Raw genomic sequence first — 13,852 nt, 5'->3', positions numbered from 1 at the left:
GATTAATTAGGTTAAAAATATTATGTTATAATCCTATGATTATAAGTTAGTTATTAACTTTAGGCTATTCAATAGAAGATAGAGGGCTTAAGAACCTTGAGAATCTTGATTTCTCAAAGGGAATCGAATATAAAAAAAAAGCCTTTCAACAGGCTATTAACAAGAATTTAATAGATTAACGGCTTTTTTTCACGACCAAAAGTAAAGGTCTTAAATATATCAGAAAATACGCTATTCTAAAATCATATAAACCGGAAAATGATCACTATAACCGCCTTTATATTTTTTACCTACATAAGTTCTAAAGGGTGTGCCTTTATACTTACCTCTGAACTGAGTTAAGTATTCTTCATCATAAACATCTGCTTCAAAAAATCGTAATTTAGAATTATCAGAGGATAAAAAATTGATAGAACACAATATTTGATCGAACATATTCCAATTAAAATCATAACTCTGACTTCCTTTTTCAGGTGACCAAATGGTTTCCATTGGGTTAAACAAACCATCGTTATTTACAAGATGCTTTAAACTGTCGTTATCTGGGTTATCATTAAAATCTCCCATAACAATAATTTGAGGATCATCATGGTCTTGTCTTAATTCTGCAATAATATCTGAAACATGTTTTGCTGCAGTAACACGTTTACTATTCGTAAGCACTTCGCCATCTCTACGAGAAGGCCAATGGTTAACTATAAAGTGAACTTCTTCCTCTTCCATTTTTCCAGAAACTAGTAAAATATCTCGTGTATAGTCACGTTCGCCATCATCATCTTTTAGATAAACTGTATACGTTTTAGAGGACGTTACAGTAAACACGTCTTCATTATAAATTAGTCCAACATCAATCCCTCTCTCATCCGAGGAATCATAATGCTCAATGCTATAATTAACATGTTCTAAATATTCAGAATTAATGAGTGCATTAATAACTTCTTTATTTTCTACTTCAGCTAAACCAACAATAGCAGGTAGAGCACCAACGGTATCTTTTCCTAATTTAGATATGGCTAAACCAAGCTTGTAAACTTTTCTATCAAATCGTTTATTCGTCCAGCGTTTTGCTGAGTTTGGTAAAAAGTCATTGTCATTAGTAAATGCATCGTCTACTGTATCAAAGAGGTTCTCTAAATTGTAAAAAGCAATACAGTATTTTTTATCACTATTAGAACGTTGGCTCATAAATAAGATTTAATGACGAAAATAGTAAATCCAACTCTATTCAATTGTGTAACTTTGCGCTTTCGAATACTTTATGATTGAAAAGAAAGACATATCCTTAGAAAAAACGGTACTTGTAGGTATCATTACCAAAGAACAAGACGACGTAAAATCTAAAGAATATTTAGATGAGCTTGAGTTTCTTACATATACTGCAGGTGGTGAGGTTCTTAAACGTTTTACTCAGAAAATGGTAATGCCAAATCCAAAGACCTTTATAGGTACTGGTAAAATGGAAGATGTGCGCCAATATGTTGAAGTGCATGAGGTAGGCACTGTTATTTTTGATGATGAACTCTCTCCTGCACAAGAACGAAATATTAGTAAAATTTTAAACTGTAAAGTTTTAGACAGAACCAACCTTATCCTCGATATTTTTGCCCAACGTGCACAAACCAGTTATGCTAGGACTCAAGTTGAATTAGCACAATGTGAATATTTATTACCTCGATTAAAAGGCATGTGGACACACCTGGAACGGCAAAAAGGTGGTATTGGAATGCGTGGTCCTGGTGAAACCGAAATTGAAACCGATAGACGTATTGTACGTGATAAAATTTCTTTATTAAAAAAGAAAATTAAGGCCATTGATAAGCAAATGGCAGTACAACGTGGCAATCGCGGTAAATTGGTTAGAGTAGCATTAGTGGGTTATACCAATGTTGGTAAATCTACACTAATGAATGTTATCAGTAAAAGTGAAGTTTTTGCCGAAAACAAACTCTTTGCAACCTTAGATACAACAGTTCGTAAAGTGGTTATTGGCAACTTGCCTTTTTTAATGAGTGACACTGTTGGGTTTATACGAAAACTACCAACGCAATTGGTGGAATCCTTTAAAAGTACATTAGATGAAGTACGTGAGGCAGATTTATTATTGCACGTTGTAGATATTTCTCACTCTAATTTTGAAGAACATATAGAGTCTGTTAACAATATACTTACAGATATAGAAAGTTTGGGTAAGCCTACGATTATGGTATTTAATAAGATTGACGCTTATAAACCAGAACCTTTTGACGATACCGATTTGATTGAAGAACGTACCTCAGCCCATTTCTCCATAGAAGAATGGCAACGTACCTGGATGCATAAGGTTGGTGATAAAGCTTTATTTATCTCTGCATTAAATAAGGAAAACTTAGACCGTTTTAGAAAACGTGTCTATAAAGAAGTGCGTAAAATACATGTGCAGCGTTTTCCTTATAACGAGTTTTTATATCCTGATGTTGAGGAGATTTAATCTTTAGATTTTATTTCTTTATCAATATCAGTAATGAGCTTCTCTAACGTTGGAATAGTTTCATTTAACCAGTTTAATCGTAATAATCTAAAGTTATATAATTGAACAAATGCGTTTTTAAACGTATCGTTTTCTCTTAAATCTTCAATATCTTTTGGCGTATTAATTTCTAATGTTTGGTGCTCTAACCATTGATCTACAATTGGTCCTGTTTTAAAATTCTCAAGTAACTCTTTCTTATAAATTGGAAAATACTCTTGATAAACCATTTGCTCTCTTTTGTGGACATTTGCAAAATCATACTCGTACATAAGTGTAATGCGCAATCGTAATGAGTCGTTGGAGATAATATTTTGCGAGCTATTTTCGAGATTTTTGTAGGTGGTATTAGCATTATTAAAAATATTACCACCGCTAAACCTTTCAACCCAATATCTCAGAGAATCTGTAATAGTAGTATTATGCTCTAAATGATTGAGTAATTTTTTTCCACAATTATTACTGTTGTCTATATAGTTATATATATCTGTAAGCTCTTTATAATTTTCTTTTAAATCTATATTCAATTGTTTTAAACTATTTACTTCATTGGCCTTTACCAATCTGTTAGTATTCCAGTTATTAATACTTAACGCAATCAAGATTCCAATAACCACAAGGATAATCTCGCCTATGGCGTATTTAAAGTAACGACCTGTTTTGTTTTCCATAACTAATTGTTGTCTTATATGTCTAAAGAATTTAATCATTGATAATAATCCATTTTTTCATTGATAAAATCTCTTAATTCTAAGTTGCTTTCTAGCAGTTTTTTTAGTCTACTTGTTACGCCATCGAGTTTTAGTTTTGCTTCGAATAATAGCTGTTGAAACTCGATAGTTTTAGCCAAAGCAATAAGTTTCTCAGCATTAATAAAGACAAAATCTTCATCAACAGGTTTATTATAAAGACGCTCTAATTCATAAAGTTCTTTTTCGCCAAGATAGATACGAATTCTATCTTCAATAACTTTTCGAAACTCCTTAAATGCAACCTCAGTCATTTTTTGTTCTAAATCGTAAGTATGAAGTCTTTCCTTAATACTTGCATTAGATATATTATCACTAATACTAGTGTAATCTTTATTTAGTACTTCGGCCATAGTCAAAAGTCTTCTCACATGGTGAGGTTTGTTGATAATAATGTCTTTACCAACAACACCTATTTCGTACAGTTGCTTATATACTTGCAATATATTCTCTCCTTCTTCTAGATTCAATACAAAACGCCTATTATCGGCTTCTAAATCATTTAATATGTTTTGAACTAGTTTTTTTTCTTCGATTAATTGTATTCTTTTCTGATTCCAATTATTAATGCTTAATGCTATTAGAATCCCAATCACCACAAGAATGATTTCACCAATGGCATATTTAAAGTATTTACCCATTTGGTTTTTTTGGATTAGTGAGCGACGTATATGGCGGAAGAATTTAATCATGCTTTATTTCTGAATGAATAAGCTTTATTATACTTTCTGCATTTTCAATTTGCTCAGTATATCTTCTAATAATTAAATTAAGCATAATGCTTTTTAATTCAATACTATTTACAATTTTAGGATTTTTCGCATAAGCTATTAATGGTTTATAGCCGAATTCTGAAGAAGGGTTTTTAAAGTCGAACTCTAATAGCAAAGGGCCAAATGTATTTCTGTTATAAGCATCTATACCTGCAGTAATGCTTTTTTCTTGTAAGGTTATATCTCTGTAATATAGAATTAGTTTATCGGACAATGAGTCATTGGTTACTATATTAAGCTTTCCAGTAGATTGTAAATTAATATAGGCAGTATTATTGCTGTTAAAGCGACTTAAATATTGAATATATGCTAAATGAGGTTGCAAATCTTTAGTGGTATAGGTCTTGTGGTTTTTTAAAATCATTAGAGAAGTGTCTAAGTGCTTTAAATGATTTGTATTATCATCAATTGCCTGATTATAAAGATTAATATCATCTTGAAGATTAGACTTTAACTTAATTATAAATTTCTGATACTCAAGGCTCTCTTTTCTTTTCTCATTCCAATTGTTAACCTGTAATGCAAGCAAAATACCGATCATTACTAGAATTATTTCGCCTATGGCGTATTTAAAGTATTTGGATGTTTTGTTTTCCATGAGTAAGTTTTTACGGATATGTCGGAAGAATTTAATCATTAGAATCAATATTAAACGTGCTTAGAATATTTTGCAACATATCTTTCGAAGAATTTATACTCTTTAACTTTGCTTCAACGTTACCTATTAAAAATCTTAAGTCTTTTTTTAAACTACTATCAGCCTTTAGTTGATTAACCACTTGAAGGGCATAATTTGTTTCCAAGCTTATAGTGCAGTTTTCAGGTAATGCCACTTCAATGCTTTCCCTTATTTTAATATAAATATCATCGCAGTTAGCTCGTATTTCGGACTGTACATCATCTGGCATTTTCCCTCTCAGGTTTGTTCTGTAATTGTTCGGAATTTTCATAACTTCAGTTTCTGTCCAGTCAGCTTCGTAGTATCGAATTATTGCCGTTTTAAACGTTTCGTTTTGTATGAGGTTTATTTGGCCAGATGCAATCAATTCTTGATAAGTGGACATGGCTGAATTTGGGTCTTGAAGTTGACTGGCTTGATACATGTCAATTAAAACCTCTAAAGGGTTATTATTTTGATTAGGCGAATTCTCAAAAACCTTAACAGCATTTTTTGCGTGAAACAACACTTGTTTATTGTAGCTTAAAACTGCATTTAAAATAGCTTCCTCTTCTTTTAAATCTTCTATAATTCTATCAGAATAGTCACTCTCAAGTTTTTGGTCTAGTCTAGAATTATTCCAGTTATTAACTTGAAGCGCAATTAGAATTCCAATAACTACGAGTAGAATTTCGCCAATAGCGTATTTAAAATATTTACCCATTTTATTATCACTCATAAGTTTGTAGCGTATTTGACGGAAGAATTTGATCATTCTATGAACGGAAGTACTTTTAGTTGGTTTCTAAAGTTACTGATTTATTTTGCAAAACATTATAAAAGCAAAAAAGCACCTCATAAAAGGTGCTTTTGAAAATTTATGTTGTTTGGTTTAGAACGCGTAGCTTAATCCAATAGTATAAAACGACTGTAATTTATTATCGGCAGCTTCTAAAGCAACGCCTTGGAAGTTTGCAGCTTCTTGCTTGTTGCTTCTTAAAGCAAAATCGAAACCTACACCAATCATTTTCCATAATGTGTAGCTAAATCCATTAGTCCATGTCCAGTTAGACAAGTCACCATCCTTATAACTTTGGAATGTTGTAAAGTTTGTTCTAAAGTTTACAGCACCAACTTGTCTTGTATAATCTGCAACAATTTTAGCACCCAATGACGAATCAAAAACTGCATCATTATCAGCAAAAACGATGTTGTAGTTTAATGGATGAATCACCACAATTAAATCTGTAAGTGGAGTCCATGTTGCACCAACACCAAGATCTAAATATCCAGGATCGTTAAAGTTATCTAATAAGGTTGTTCTGTATTCACCTAATGCAGATACAGCCCATTTATCACTTAATTTATAACCATATAAAGATGATAAGTTAAAGACATCTGTAGTTGGATTAAAGTCTGAATCGGCATCTGTTCCATTATCCTTATCGTCTAACTTTACCCAGTTTAAATTTGCAGTTAAAGCATTTCTCCAGAAATATTTGTCTTCAATTTTGTTTGCAAAAACATTGGCAGTAATTCCAATATTACCAGAAACGTTATTTGGTGTTCCTTGAGAAAACCAGTTGTTAAAGTTAGATAAGCTTCCTCCAATAGTACCAAAAGCACCGATTCGCCATCCTGGTAGTGCATCTATTTGGGCTTGTAAAGCATTTGCTTCGCCCTGAAATTTATCAGCCTCAGCCTGTTTTTCAGCTTTTTGAGCTTCTAATTCTTCTTTTGTTTGTGCATTGATAGTAAATACTCCGAAACAAAAAAGTAATAAAAATGTAATTTTTTTCATGTTGTTTAATTTAAAGTTGCAAAGATAGGTCTTGTTATTTGATAAACAAATACTCTTCTCAGGGATTTGACACTAATAAAAAATGAAAGTCACTAGAGTACCCAATTAAAAAATATTTTTAACAGATTTTTGTAAATGTGGAACTATTTCCTTCTCAAACCATGGGTTTTTACTGAGCCAAAATCGGTTTCTTGGACTTGGATGTGGCAATGGAAAATATAAAGGTAAATACCCTTTATAGTTAGCAACCGTTTCTGTTAAAGTGCGCTTTGCTTTATCTTTTAGATAATACTTCTGTGCATACATACCAATAAGAAGGATTAACTCTACGCTTTCCATCTTATCAAATAGTGGTTTATGCCATTGAGGTGCACATTCTGGTCTGGGAGGAAGATCACCACTTTTGCCTTTACCTGGATAGCAAAACCCCATAGGTACTATGGCAAACTTAGTTTCATCATAGAAATCCTGGTCTGAAACGTTAAGCCATTGTCGTAATTGCTTTCCACTAGCATCATCCCAAGGAATACCTGAGGCATGCACTTTAGTTCCTGGTGCTTGACCAATAATAACTATTTTAGATTTTTGATGTGCTGTTGCAATAGGTCGAGGGCCAAATGGTAAATGTTGCTCACAGATTTTGCATTGCCTAATGTTGTGAAGTAAGTCTTGCATTATTTTTTACCTTCAACCACAATAACAATCTCGCCTTTTGGTGGTTTGTTTGTATAATACTCTAAAACTGTTTTTACAGTGCCTCTTTGAGTTTCTTCGTAAAGCTTTGTTAACTCTCTAGACACTGATACTAACCTGTCTTCTCCAAAATACTCACAAAAATTGGCTAAGGTTTTTAAGAGTTTATGCGGACTCTCATAAAAGATCATAGTTCTGGTTTCTTCTGCCAAAAACTTTAGTCTTGTTTGTCGCCCTTTTTTTACAGGTAAAAACCCTTCAAAGACAAACTTATCGTTTGGTAAACCAGAGTTTACTAAAGCTGGTACAAAAGCCGTTGCTCCTGGTAAACATTCCACTGCAATATCTTCCTCTAAACAGGCTCTTGTAAGGAGAAATCCTGGATCTGAAATAGCTGGTGTTCCTGCATCGCTTATTAATGCTATTTGCAATCCAGACTTTAGTTTTTCAACAATACTTTTAACCGTTTTATGCTCGTTGTGCATATGATGGCTTTGCATAGAGGTCGAAATTTCAAAATGCTTCAAGAGTTTTCCTGAATTTCTAGTATCTTCAGCTAATATGAGATCTACTTCATTTAAAACATCAATGGCTCTAAATGTTATATCTTTTAGATTTCCGATTGGTGTTGGTACTAAGTATAATTTACTCATTAATCTCTAATTTCTTTTCCTAAAAAGTAAGATATTAAAAGAAAAGGTATGGTGTAAACTGAAAGCCCAATACCATGATCAGCAAAATAATGTGCAGCACTTGCTAAAAGTAAATCAAAGAAAAAACCTGCATAAGCCCATTCTGTTAACCATTTGCTGTAACGCCAGAGTAACATTACAATGCCTAATACTTTAGCGATTGCTAAAGGAATAACAAGGTAAGTAGGATAGTTAAAGCTTTCAAAAAAACCTTTTATCATTTCGGTTTTTGTAAAGTACATCGTTGCCGAATACAGCATAACACTGCATACTATGATAGTACTTACCCAATAACTAATTTTTCGGTAATTCATTATTAACTGAATTTCCCTTCAATAATCTCCATTAAACGTTCTTCGTAGTCCTCTTTACCATCCCAGTTATTGTAATCTGGTTTAACTATATTTTGAATTAATAGCTTAGCGTCTTGGAGTGTAGTTGATGTATTTATTTGAGATATAACACGATCATAATCTTCGTTCTTACCATCAAATAGATGTTTAATAAAGGCAATTTTATCATTAAGTCCTATTTGCAAACCATTACCTTTAAGTTTGTCATTCAAAGATTTTTTTTCCTCCTCCTCGCGTTTTTTTGCATCTTCAATAGGTTCAAATTCTGGTATTTTTGCAAAATCAGCAGTTATGTCTTCAAAATCGTTTTTATAGGCTCCATTAGGCTTTGTTGGCTCTTTAAATAATGTTTCTACTTGAGCTTCTTCTTGAGGCATATGTGCTACCATATCTTTAATTTTTTCCATTAAAGGTTGTGTTATCTCCTGCTCTTCCTTCTCATCTAAGTTAACATAGATCTTATCCTCTACTTCAATGTTATCACTTACTTTATTATTGAAAGCTGCATCCAACATGCCAAAAAATGAAGAGTTACTTCCAATGGTTGGTATGTCGTCTTCAAAATTTTCGTGAGCAAACTTTAAAACAGCTAATTTTTCTTGAAGAAGTGCTACCTCATCATACATCTTCTTTACATCTTCCTTACCTTTTAATTTTAGAACTCTATGCGCAATGCTTATAAGTTCTGATTCTAGTTTCTTCTTCATAATTTAAAAGATTAATATGCTAATACCTTTTGATTTTTATTAAATTTGCGTCACCTTTATAGAAACGAAATCTGTTTCGTTTTAGTCTTTAAAATTACAAAATGTTTCTCGAAAATACAGTAAATCATAAAGAACAATTTGGCTGGATAGAAGTTATCTGTGGCTCTATGTTTTCGGGAAAAACAGAAGAACTCATCAGACGCTTAAAACGAGCTCAGTTTGCTAGGCAAAAAGTAGAAATTTTTAAACCTGCTATAGATACGCGTTATAATGAAGATGAAGTGGTTTCTCATGACGATAATTCCATACGTTCTACGCCTGTACCAGCAGCTGCTAACATTCCTATTTTAGCAGATGGCTGTGATGTGGTTGGTATTGATGAGGCACAATTTTTTGATGATGAAATAGTGAGAGTATGTAATGATCTTGCTAATAAAGGTATTCGTGTTATTGTTGCTGGTTTAGACATGGATTTTAAAGGCAATCCTTTTGGGCCAATGCCATACTTAATGGCTACTGCTGAATATGTTACTAAAGTACATGCTATCTGTACTAAAACAGGAAATTTAGCTCAGTATAGTTACAGAAAAGCCAAAAGTGATGATTTGGTTTTATTGGGCGAAGTTGACGAATATGAACCACTCAGCAGAGCTGCATATTACAAAAGTATGCTCCGTGATAAAGTACGAAACATGAAAGTTAATGACGCTGAGGAGGTAATTTCTAAATCTCAAAAAGCATCTAATGGCTAAAGCCCAAGAAACTGTTTTAGAAATAAACTTGGGTGCGCTTACTCATAATTTTAACTACCTAAAATCTAAGTTACAACCCAATACTAAATTTTTAGCTGTTGTTAAGGCGTTTGCCTATGGTAGTGATGCCATTTGTATTGCTAAACATTTACAAAACTTACATGTAGATTATTTAGCAGTCGCTTACACCAAAGAAGGTATTGCCCTACGAGACGCAGGGATTACCTTACCAATTCTCGTATTACATCCTCAACCCATTAATTTCAAAAAAATTATTGAAGGTTGTTTAGAACCAAGTCTATACAGTCCAAAAATTCTTACCGAATTTATTTCAGTTGCAGAACAAGAAGTTCAAAATAATTATCCTGTACATATTAAGTTTAATACAGGATTAAACAGGCTTGGATTTTGGGAAAATGATATTGATTACATTGTTACAAAATTAAAAAACACCAATAGTATTATCGCTAAATCTTTGTTTTCGCATTTAGCTGCTAGTGAGGACAAAAACGAAGAACGTTTTACTAAAAATCAAATCAATACTTTTAAAACTCTAGTTACAGAGTTTAAAAGTAAAATAAATTACAGTCCTTGGACTCATTTATGTAATACATCTGGAGTAATTAATTATCCTGAAGCACATTTGGATATGGTACGCTGTGGTATTGGTCTTTATGGTTTTGGAAATTCAACTAAAGAAAATTCTAATTTAAAACCTATTGCTAATTTAAAGTCTGTGATTTCTCAAATTCACAAATTAGAACCTAATGAAACAGTTGGCTATAACAGAGCTTACACTGCTAAGCATTTCGAAAAAACTGCAACGATTCCTATTGGTCATGCAGATGGCATTGGTAGACAGTTTGGTAATGGTAAAGGTTATGTAATAATTAATAATAAAAAGGCCACTATTATTGGTAACATTTGTATGGATATGATCATGGTCAACATCACTGATATTGAGTGTAATGAAGGTGATGAAGTCATAGTTTTTGACAACTCACATAAAGCTAATGAGTTAGCCATCGCTGTAAATACCATATCGTATGAGATATTAACGTCTATTTCTCAACGCGTAAAACGCTCAATATTAAGTTGATACAAGTGTGCTTTTTTTAACGTAACATTTTGTTTATTTTAGTAACCTAACTATTAACTAAATTATTTTTATCATGATTAAAGAATTTAAAGAATTTATTACTGGCGGAAATGTAATAGAATTTGCCGTTGCCGTAATTATGGCTGGTGCTATTGGCGCAGTTGTTACAGGTTTTGTAAATAATATTGTTATGCCTTTTGTAGGCCATTTTACTGGTGGAACAGATTTTGCAGACAAAAAAATCATTTTAGATGAGGCCGTTGTAGACGCAGCTGGAACTGTTGTAACTCCCGAAAATGCAATTATGTGGGGAAGTTGGGTAAATACAATTATTAATTTAATTATCGTTGGTTTAGTAATGTTTATGATTGTAAAAGCCTATAACAAAACTAAAAAACCGGTTGAGGATGCTCCAGCAGGACCATCTGAAGTAGATTTACTTACAGAAATTAGAGATGCTCTAAAAAAATAGATATACGCTACACTACATATTTTAAACTAAACCGCTTCTCTTAAGAAGCGGTTGTTTTTTTTAAACAATCTTACTTACTTTTGTACTTCTAAATTTTTACTATGAAAATAGCAGTTGTTGGTGCCACAGGCTTAGTTGGAGAAGTAATGCTAAACGTTTTAGCAGAACGTAATTTCCCTGTGTCTGAATTAATCCCTGTAGCATCAGAAAGAAGTATTGGGAAAACAATTGAATTTAAAGGCAAGCCCTTTACTGTTCAAAGTATACAAACTGCTATTGATCAAAAACCAGATATAGCTTTGTTTTCAGCTGGAGGAAACACTTCAAAAGAATGGGCTCCAAAATTTGCTGAAGTTGGCACAACTGTTATTGACAACTCTTCTGCTTGGCGAATGGATTTAGACAAGAAATTAGTAGTCCCGGAGATTAATGCAAAAGCGCTAACCAAGAATGATAAAATTATAGCTAATCCTAATTGCTCAACGATTCAAATGGTTATGGTTTTAGCACCTTTACACAAACGCTATAAAATTAAGCGATTAGTGGTTTCTACATACCAATCAGTTTCAGGCACAGGTTTAAAAGCAGTACATCAATTAGACAATGAAATGGCTGGAATTAAAGGAGAAATGGCTTATCCTTATCCAATTCATCGCAACGCACTTCCACATTGTGATGTATTTGAAGAAAATGGTTACACCAAAGAAGAAATGAAGTTAGTCCGTGAAACGCAAAAGATACTAGATGATAAAACAATAGCAGTAACTGCAACAGCTGTTAGAATACCAACTGCTGGTGGTCACAGTGAATCTATTAACATAGAATTTAAAAGTGATTTTAAACTTAATGATATCAGAGACATCTTAGATAAAACTGAAGGTGTTGTTCTCCAAGATAACACAAATACTAATACCTATCCTATGCCAATACTTGCCCATGGTAAAGATGATGTGTTTGTTGGTAGAATAAGAAGAGATGGCTCCCAACCAAATTCTTTAAATCTTTGGATAGTGAGTGATAATTTAAGAAAGGGTGCTGCTACCAACGCTGTTCAAATAGCTGAATACCTTGTAACTAATAGTTTAATAGACGATTGATAACGCAGTTTATCGATTTTATTTTCTGATCATCAGAAAATTCTACCTTACGACTAATTAATTTCAACTTCAGTCCTTGTTTTTAGTATCTTCGAAGTCCAAATTTTACTATAAATGCTGAAAAGTTACTATAATTTAATTAGAGTTTTAGTGTCTTCGCTTTTTTTAGTTGGTTGTTCTAGTGATGATAGTACAAGTTACCAACCATTAAATGTAGATGCGCTAGATGATACTGCTCAGGTATTTCAAAATGCATCTATAACTATAGATGTGCTTTCTAATGATATTAATGTAATTGAAGAAGGCACTCTTAATGCAACTACTTCTGCAAATGCAACTATAGAAGTTTTGAATAATAATACGCCTTCAAACCCAAGTGATGATATGATTAGGTATATTCCTAATGGTATCTTCTTTGGTGAAGATTCGTTTCAATACACCATTTGTACTTCTGAACAAAATTGTGATACAGCAACAGTAACTGTAACCGTTACTGGAGTTTCACCAGTAAATTTTAATTTAGACAATATGCCTTACGATACTCTAGATGAGTACAACTTTTTTCAAGGAGACATGTCTGATTTAGATCCAGTTTTTGGTGTATTACCTTATGATTTAATAACACCTCTTTTCTCAGATTACGCAAGTAAAAAACGATTTGTTTGGATGCCATCTGGAGAAAAAGCAAGTTATGTGAATGACTATAGTATTTTAGATTTTCCGGTAGGAACAATCCTTATCAAATCTTTTTATTATGATAACGTACTTCCATCAAATACAAAACGTATTATGGAAACACGCTTACAAATAAAGAAAGAAAGTGGATGGGTTTTCGCTAATTATAAGTGGAATGATGTACAAACAGAAGCTATACTCGATTTAAATGGCAGTTCTGAGCCAATCGAATTTGAAATTGATGGCGTTATTAGAAATGTAAACTACTCTGTCCCAGCTGGCTCTCAATGCTTAACATGTCATAAATCTGATAACGATGTACCATTCCCAATAGGAATGAAACCTCAAAGTCTTAATAAAAATTACAATTACACTAATGGTTCAATGAATCAATTAGAAAAATTAGAAGAACAGGGTTATCTATCCTCTGGGTACCCAACTGATATTGTGAGCCATGTAGACTATACTGATGACACTCAATCCTTAGAGCTACGTGTTAGATCTTATTTAGATATTAATTGTGCACATTGTCACTCTGAAAACGGACACTGTAACTACAGACCTGTTAGATTTTCTTTTAAAGAATCTGGAGAGGACATTGCCAACTTAGGCGTATGTGTTGATGCGCATGAGGTATTTGACTCAGCTCTTACTAAAATCGTTGAGCCAGGAAATGCTGATCGTTCCATATTAGCGTATAGAATTAGTACAATAGAAGAATCATTAAGAATGCCATTACTTGCAAGACGCTTAAATCACGATAAAGGTATTGCCCTTGTAGAGGATTGGATAAATACTTTAAATACGAATTGCGATTAAATAAAA

Annotated in this window: 16 protein-coding genes; 6 read left to right on the top strand and 10 right to left on the bottom strand. The window is 32.8% G+C overall.

Translation table 11 applies throughout. The annotated features are described in order from the left end of the window. Nucleotides 1-231: 231 nt before the first annotated feature. Nucleotides 232-1,185, bottom strand: a complete 954-nt coding sequence (locus tag RM697_RS06360) for an endonuclease/exonuclease/phosphatase family protein (protein WP_311427025.1) — start codon at nucleotides 1,183-1,185, stop codon at nucleotides 232-234. A 73-nt stretch (nucleotides 1,186-1,258) separates the two neighbouring features. On the opposite strand from RM697_RS06360, the gene hflX reads away from it, so the two are divergent. Then, nucleotides 1,259-2,467: a GTPase HflX gene (gene hflX, locus RM697_RS06355; RefSeq protein ID WP_311427024.1), complete on the top strand. Its 1,209-nt coding sequence runs from the start codon at nucleotides 1,259-1,261 to the stop codon at nucleotides 2,465-2,467. Here the strand turns inward: hflX and RM697_RS06350 are convergent. The 9 genes from RM697_RS06350 to RM697_RS06310 form a co-directional block, all read right to left on the bottom strand. Further along, complete coding sequence (locus RM697_RS06350; RefSeq protein ID WP_311427023.1) at nucleotides 2,464-3,216, bottom strand: DUF6090 family protein; 753 nt, start codon at nucleotides 3,214-3,216, stop codon at nucleotides 2,464-2,466. The two genes, hflX and RM697_RS06350, sit on opposite strands and share 4 nt — an antisense overlap. Continuing rightward, nucleotides 3,213-3,947 (bottom strand): DUF6090 family protein, encoded by a 735-nt coding sequence (locus tag RM697_RS06345; RefSeq protein ID WP_311427022.1) that lies wholly within the window; start codon nucleotides 3,945-3,947, stop codon nucleotides 3,213-3,215. Before RM697_RS06345 ends, RM697_RS06350 begins: the two co-directional genes overlap by 4 nt. Next, nucleotides 3,940-4,665 carry a DUF6090 family protein gene (locus tag RM697_RS06340; protein ID WP_311427021.1) on the bottom strand — a complete coding sequence of 242 codons (726 nt, stop codon included), beginning with the start codon at nucleotides 4,663-4,665 and terminating at the stop codon, nucleotides 3,940-3,942. The genes RM697_RS06345 and RM697_RS06340 overlap by 8 nt, the downstream gene beginning before the upstream one ends. Further along, nucleotides 4,658-5,461, bottom strand: a complete 804-nt coding sequence (locus tag RM697_RS06335; protein ID WP_311427020.1) for a DUF6090 family protein — start codon at nucleotides 5,459-5,461, stop codon at nucleotides 4,658-4,660. The genes RM697_RS06340 and RM697_RS06335 overlap by 8 nt, the downstream gene beginning before the upstream one ends. A 117-nt stretch (nucleotides 5,462-5,578) precedes the next feature. Next, on the bottom strand, nucleotides 5,579-6,487 hold the full coding sequence (locus RM697_RS06330; protein WP_311427019.1) for a DUF3078 domain-containing protein: 909 nt from the start codon (nucleotides 6,485-6,487) through the stop codon (nucleotides 5,579-5,581). A gap of 105 nt (nucleotides 6,488-6,592) precedes the next feature. Then, nucleotides 6,593-7,162, bottom strand: a complete 570-nt coding sequence (locus RM697_RS06325) for a uracil-DNA glycosylase family protein (protein WP_311427018.1) — start codon at nucleotides 7,160-7,162, stop codon at nucleotides 6,593-6,595. After that, a complete protein-coding gene (gene rsmI, locus RM697_RS06320; RefSeq protein ID WP_311427017.1) occupies nucleotides 7,162-7,833 on the bottom strand; it encodes a 16S rRNA (cytidine(1402)-2'-O)-methyltransferase in 672 nt (223 codons plus the stop codon). Before rsmI ends, RM697_RS06325 begins: the two co-directional genes overlap by 1 nt. After that, entirely contained in the window at nucleotides 7,833-8,186 is a 354-nt protein-coding gene (locus RM697_RS06315) for a DoxX family protein (protein WP_311427016.1), read from the bottom strand. Before RM697_RS06315 ends, rsmI begins: the two co-directional genes overlap by 1 nt. A 2-nt stretch (nucleotides 8,187-8,188) precedes the next feature. After that, nucleotides 8,189-8,932, bottom strand: a complete 744-nt coding sequence (locus RM697_RS06310) for a DUF8457 domain-containing protein (RefSeq protein WP_311427015.1) — start codon at nucleotides 8,930-8,932, stop codon at nucleotides 8,189-8,191. A 101-nt stretch (nucleotides 8,933-9,033) separates the two neighbouring features. Here RM697_RS06310 and RM697_RS06305 point away from each other — a divergent pair, with 101 nt between their 5' ends. The 5 genes from RM697_RS06305 (at nucleotide 9,034) to RM697_RS06285 (ending at nucleotide 13,846) form a co-directional block, all read left to right on the top strand. Next, a complete protein-coding gene (locus tag RM697_RS06305) occupies nucleotides 9,034-9,684 on the top strand; it encodes a thymidine kinase (protein ID WP_311427014.1) in 651 nt (216 codons plus the stop codon). After that, on the top strand, nucleotides 9,677-10,783 hold the full coding sequence (gene alr, locus RM697_RS06300; RefSeq protein ID WP_311427013.1) for an alanine racemase: 1,107 nt from the start codon (nucleotides 9,677-9,679) through the stop codon (nucleotides 10,781-10,783). Before RM697_RS06305 ends, alr begins: the two co-directional genes overlap by 8 nt. 73 nt (nucleotides 10,784-10,856) lie before the next feature. Next, nucleotides 10,857-11,255 (top strand): large conductance mechanosensitive channel protein MscL, encoded by a 399-nt coding sequence (gene mscL, locus RM697_RS06295; RefSeq protein ID WP_311427012.1) that lies wholly within the window; start codon nucleotides 10,857-10,859, stop codon nucleotides 11,253-11,255. A 101-nt stretch (nucleotides 11,256-11,356) separates the two neighbouring features. Continuing rightward, nucleotides 11,357-12,352, top strand: a complete 996-nt coding sequence (locus RM697_RS06290) for an aspartate-semialdehyde dehydrogenase (protein ID WP_311427011.1) — start codon at nucleotides 11,357-11,359, stop codon at nucleotides 12,350-12,352. Nucleotides 12,353-12,466: 114 nt separating this feature from the next. After that, entirely contained in the window at nucleotides 12,467-13,846 is a 1,380-nt protein-coding gene (locus RM697_RS06285) for an Ig-like domain-containing protein (RefSeq protein WP_311427010.1), read from the top strand. Nucleotides 13,847-13,852: the final 6 nt, after the last annotated feature.

This window comes from Microcosmobacter mediterraneus, assembly GCF_031846265.1.
Lineage (GTDB): Bacteria > Bacteroidota > Bacteroidia > Flavobacteriales > Flavobacteriaceae > Microcosmobacter > Microcosmobacter mediterraneus.
This window is presented reverse-complemented; position numbering and strand designations above follow the sequence as displayed.

Bases quoted from the DNA above. Each gene is read 5' to 3' on its own strand.
- RM697_RS06350 (WP_311427023.1), bottom strand. From the start codon at position 3,216: ATGATTAAATTCTTTAGACATATAAGACAACAATTAGTTATGGAAAAC.
- mscL (WP_311427012.1), top strand. From the start codon at position 10,857: ATGATTAAAGAATTTAAAGAATTTATTACTGGCGGAAATGTAATAGAA.
- RM697_RS06325 (WP_311427018.1), bottom strand. From the start codon at position 7,162: ATGCAAGACTTACTTCACAACATTAGGCAATGCAAAATCTGTGAGCAA.
- RM697_RS06285 (WP_311427010.1), top strand. From the start codon at position 12,467: ATGCTGAAAAGTTACTATAATTTAATTAGAGTTTTAGTGTCTTCGCTT.
- RM697_RS06315 (WP_311427016.1), bottom strand. From the start codon at position 8,186: ATGAATTACCGAAAAATTAGTTATTGGGTAAGTACTATCATAGTATGC.
- RM697_RS06310 (WP_311427015.1), bottom strand. From the start codon at position 8,932: ATGAAGAAGAAACTAGAATCAGAACTTATAAGCATTGCGCATAGAGTT.
- RM697_RS06340 (WP_311427021.1), bottom strand. From the start codon at position 4,665: ATGATTAAATTCTTCCGACATATCCGTAAAAACTTACTCATGGAAAAC.
- rsmI (WP_311427017.1), bottom strand. From the start codon at position 7,833: ATGAGTAAATTATACTTAGTACCAACACCAATCGGAAATCTAAAAGAT.
- RM697_RS06290 (WP_311427011.1), top strand. From the start codon at position 11,357: ATGAAAATAGCAGTTGTTGGTGCCACAGGCTTAGTTGGAGAAGTAATG.
- alr (WP_311427013.1), top strand. From the start codon at position 9,677: ATGGCTAAAGCCCAAGAAACTGTTTTAGAAATAAACTTGGGTGCGCTT.
- hflX (WP_311427024.1), top strand. From the start codon at position 1,259: ATGATTGAAAAGAAAGACATATCCTTAGAAAAAACGGTACTTGTAGGT.
- RM697_RS06305 (WP_311427014.1), top strand. From the start codon at position 9,034: ATGTTTCTCGAAAATACAGTAAATCATAAAGAACAATTTGGCTGGATA.
- RM697_RS06345 (WP_311427022.1), bottom strand. From the start codon at position 3,947: ATGATTAAATTCTTCCGCCATATACGTCGCTCACTAATCCAAAAAAAC.
- RM697_RS06330 (WP_311427019.1), bottom strand. From the start codon at position 6,487: ATGAAAAAAATTACATTTTTATTACTTTTTTGTTTCGGAGTATTTACT.
- RM697_RS06360 (WP_311427025.1), bottom strand. From the start codon at position 1,185: ATGAGCCAACGTTCTAATAGTGATAAAAAATACTGTATTGCTTTTTAC.
- RM697_RS06335 (WP_311427020.1), bottom strand. From the start codon at position 5,461: ATGATCAAATTCTTCCGTCAAATACGCTACAAACTTATGAGTGATAAT.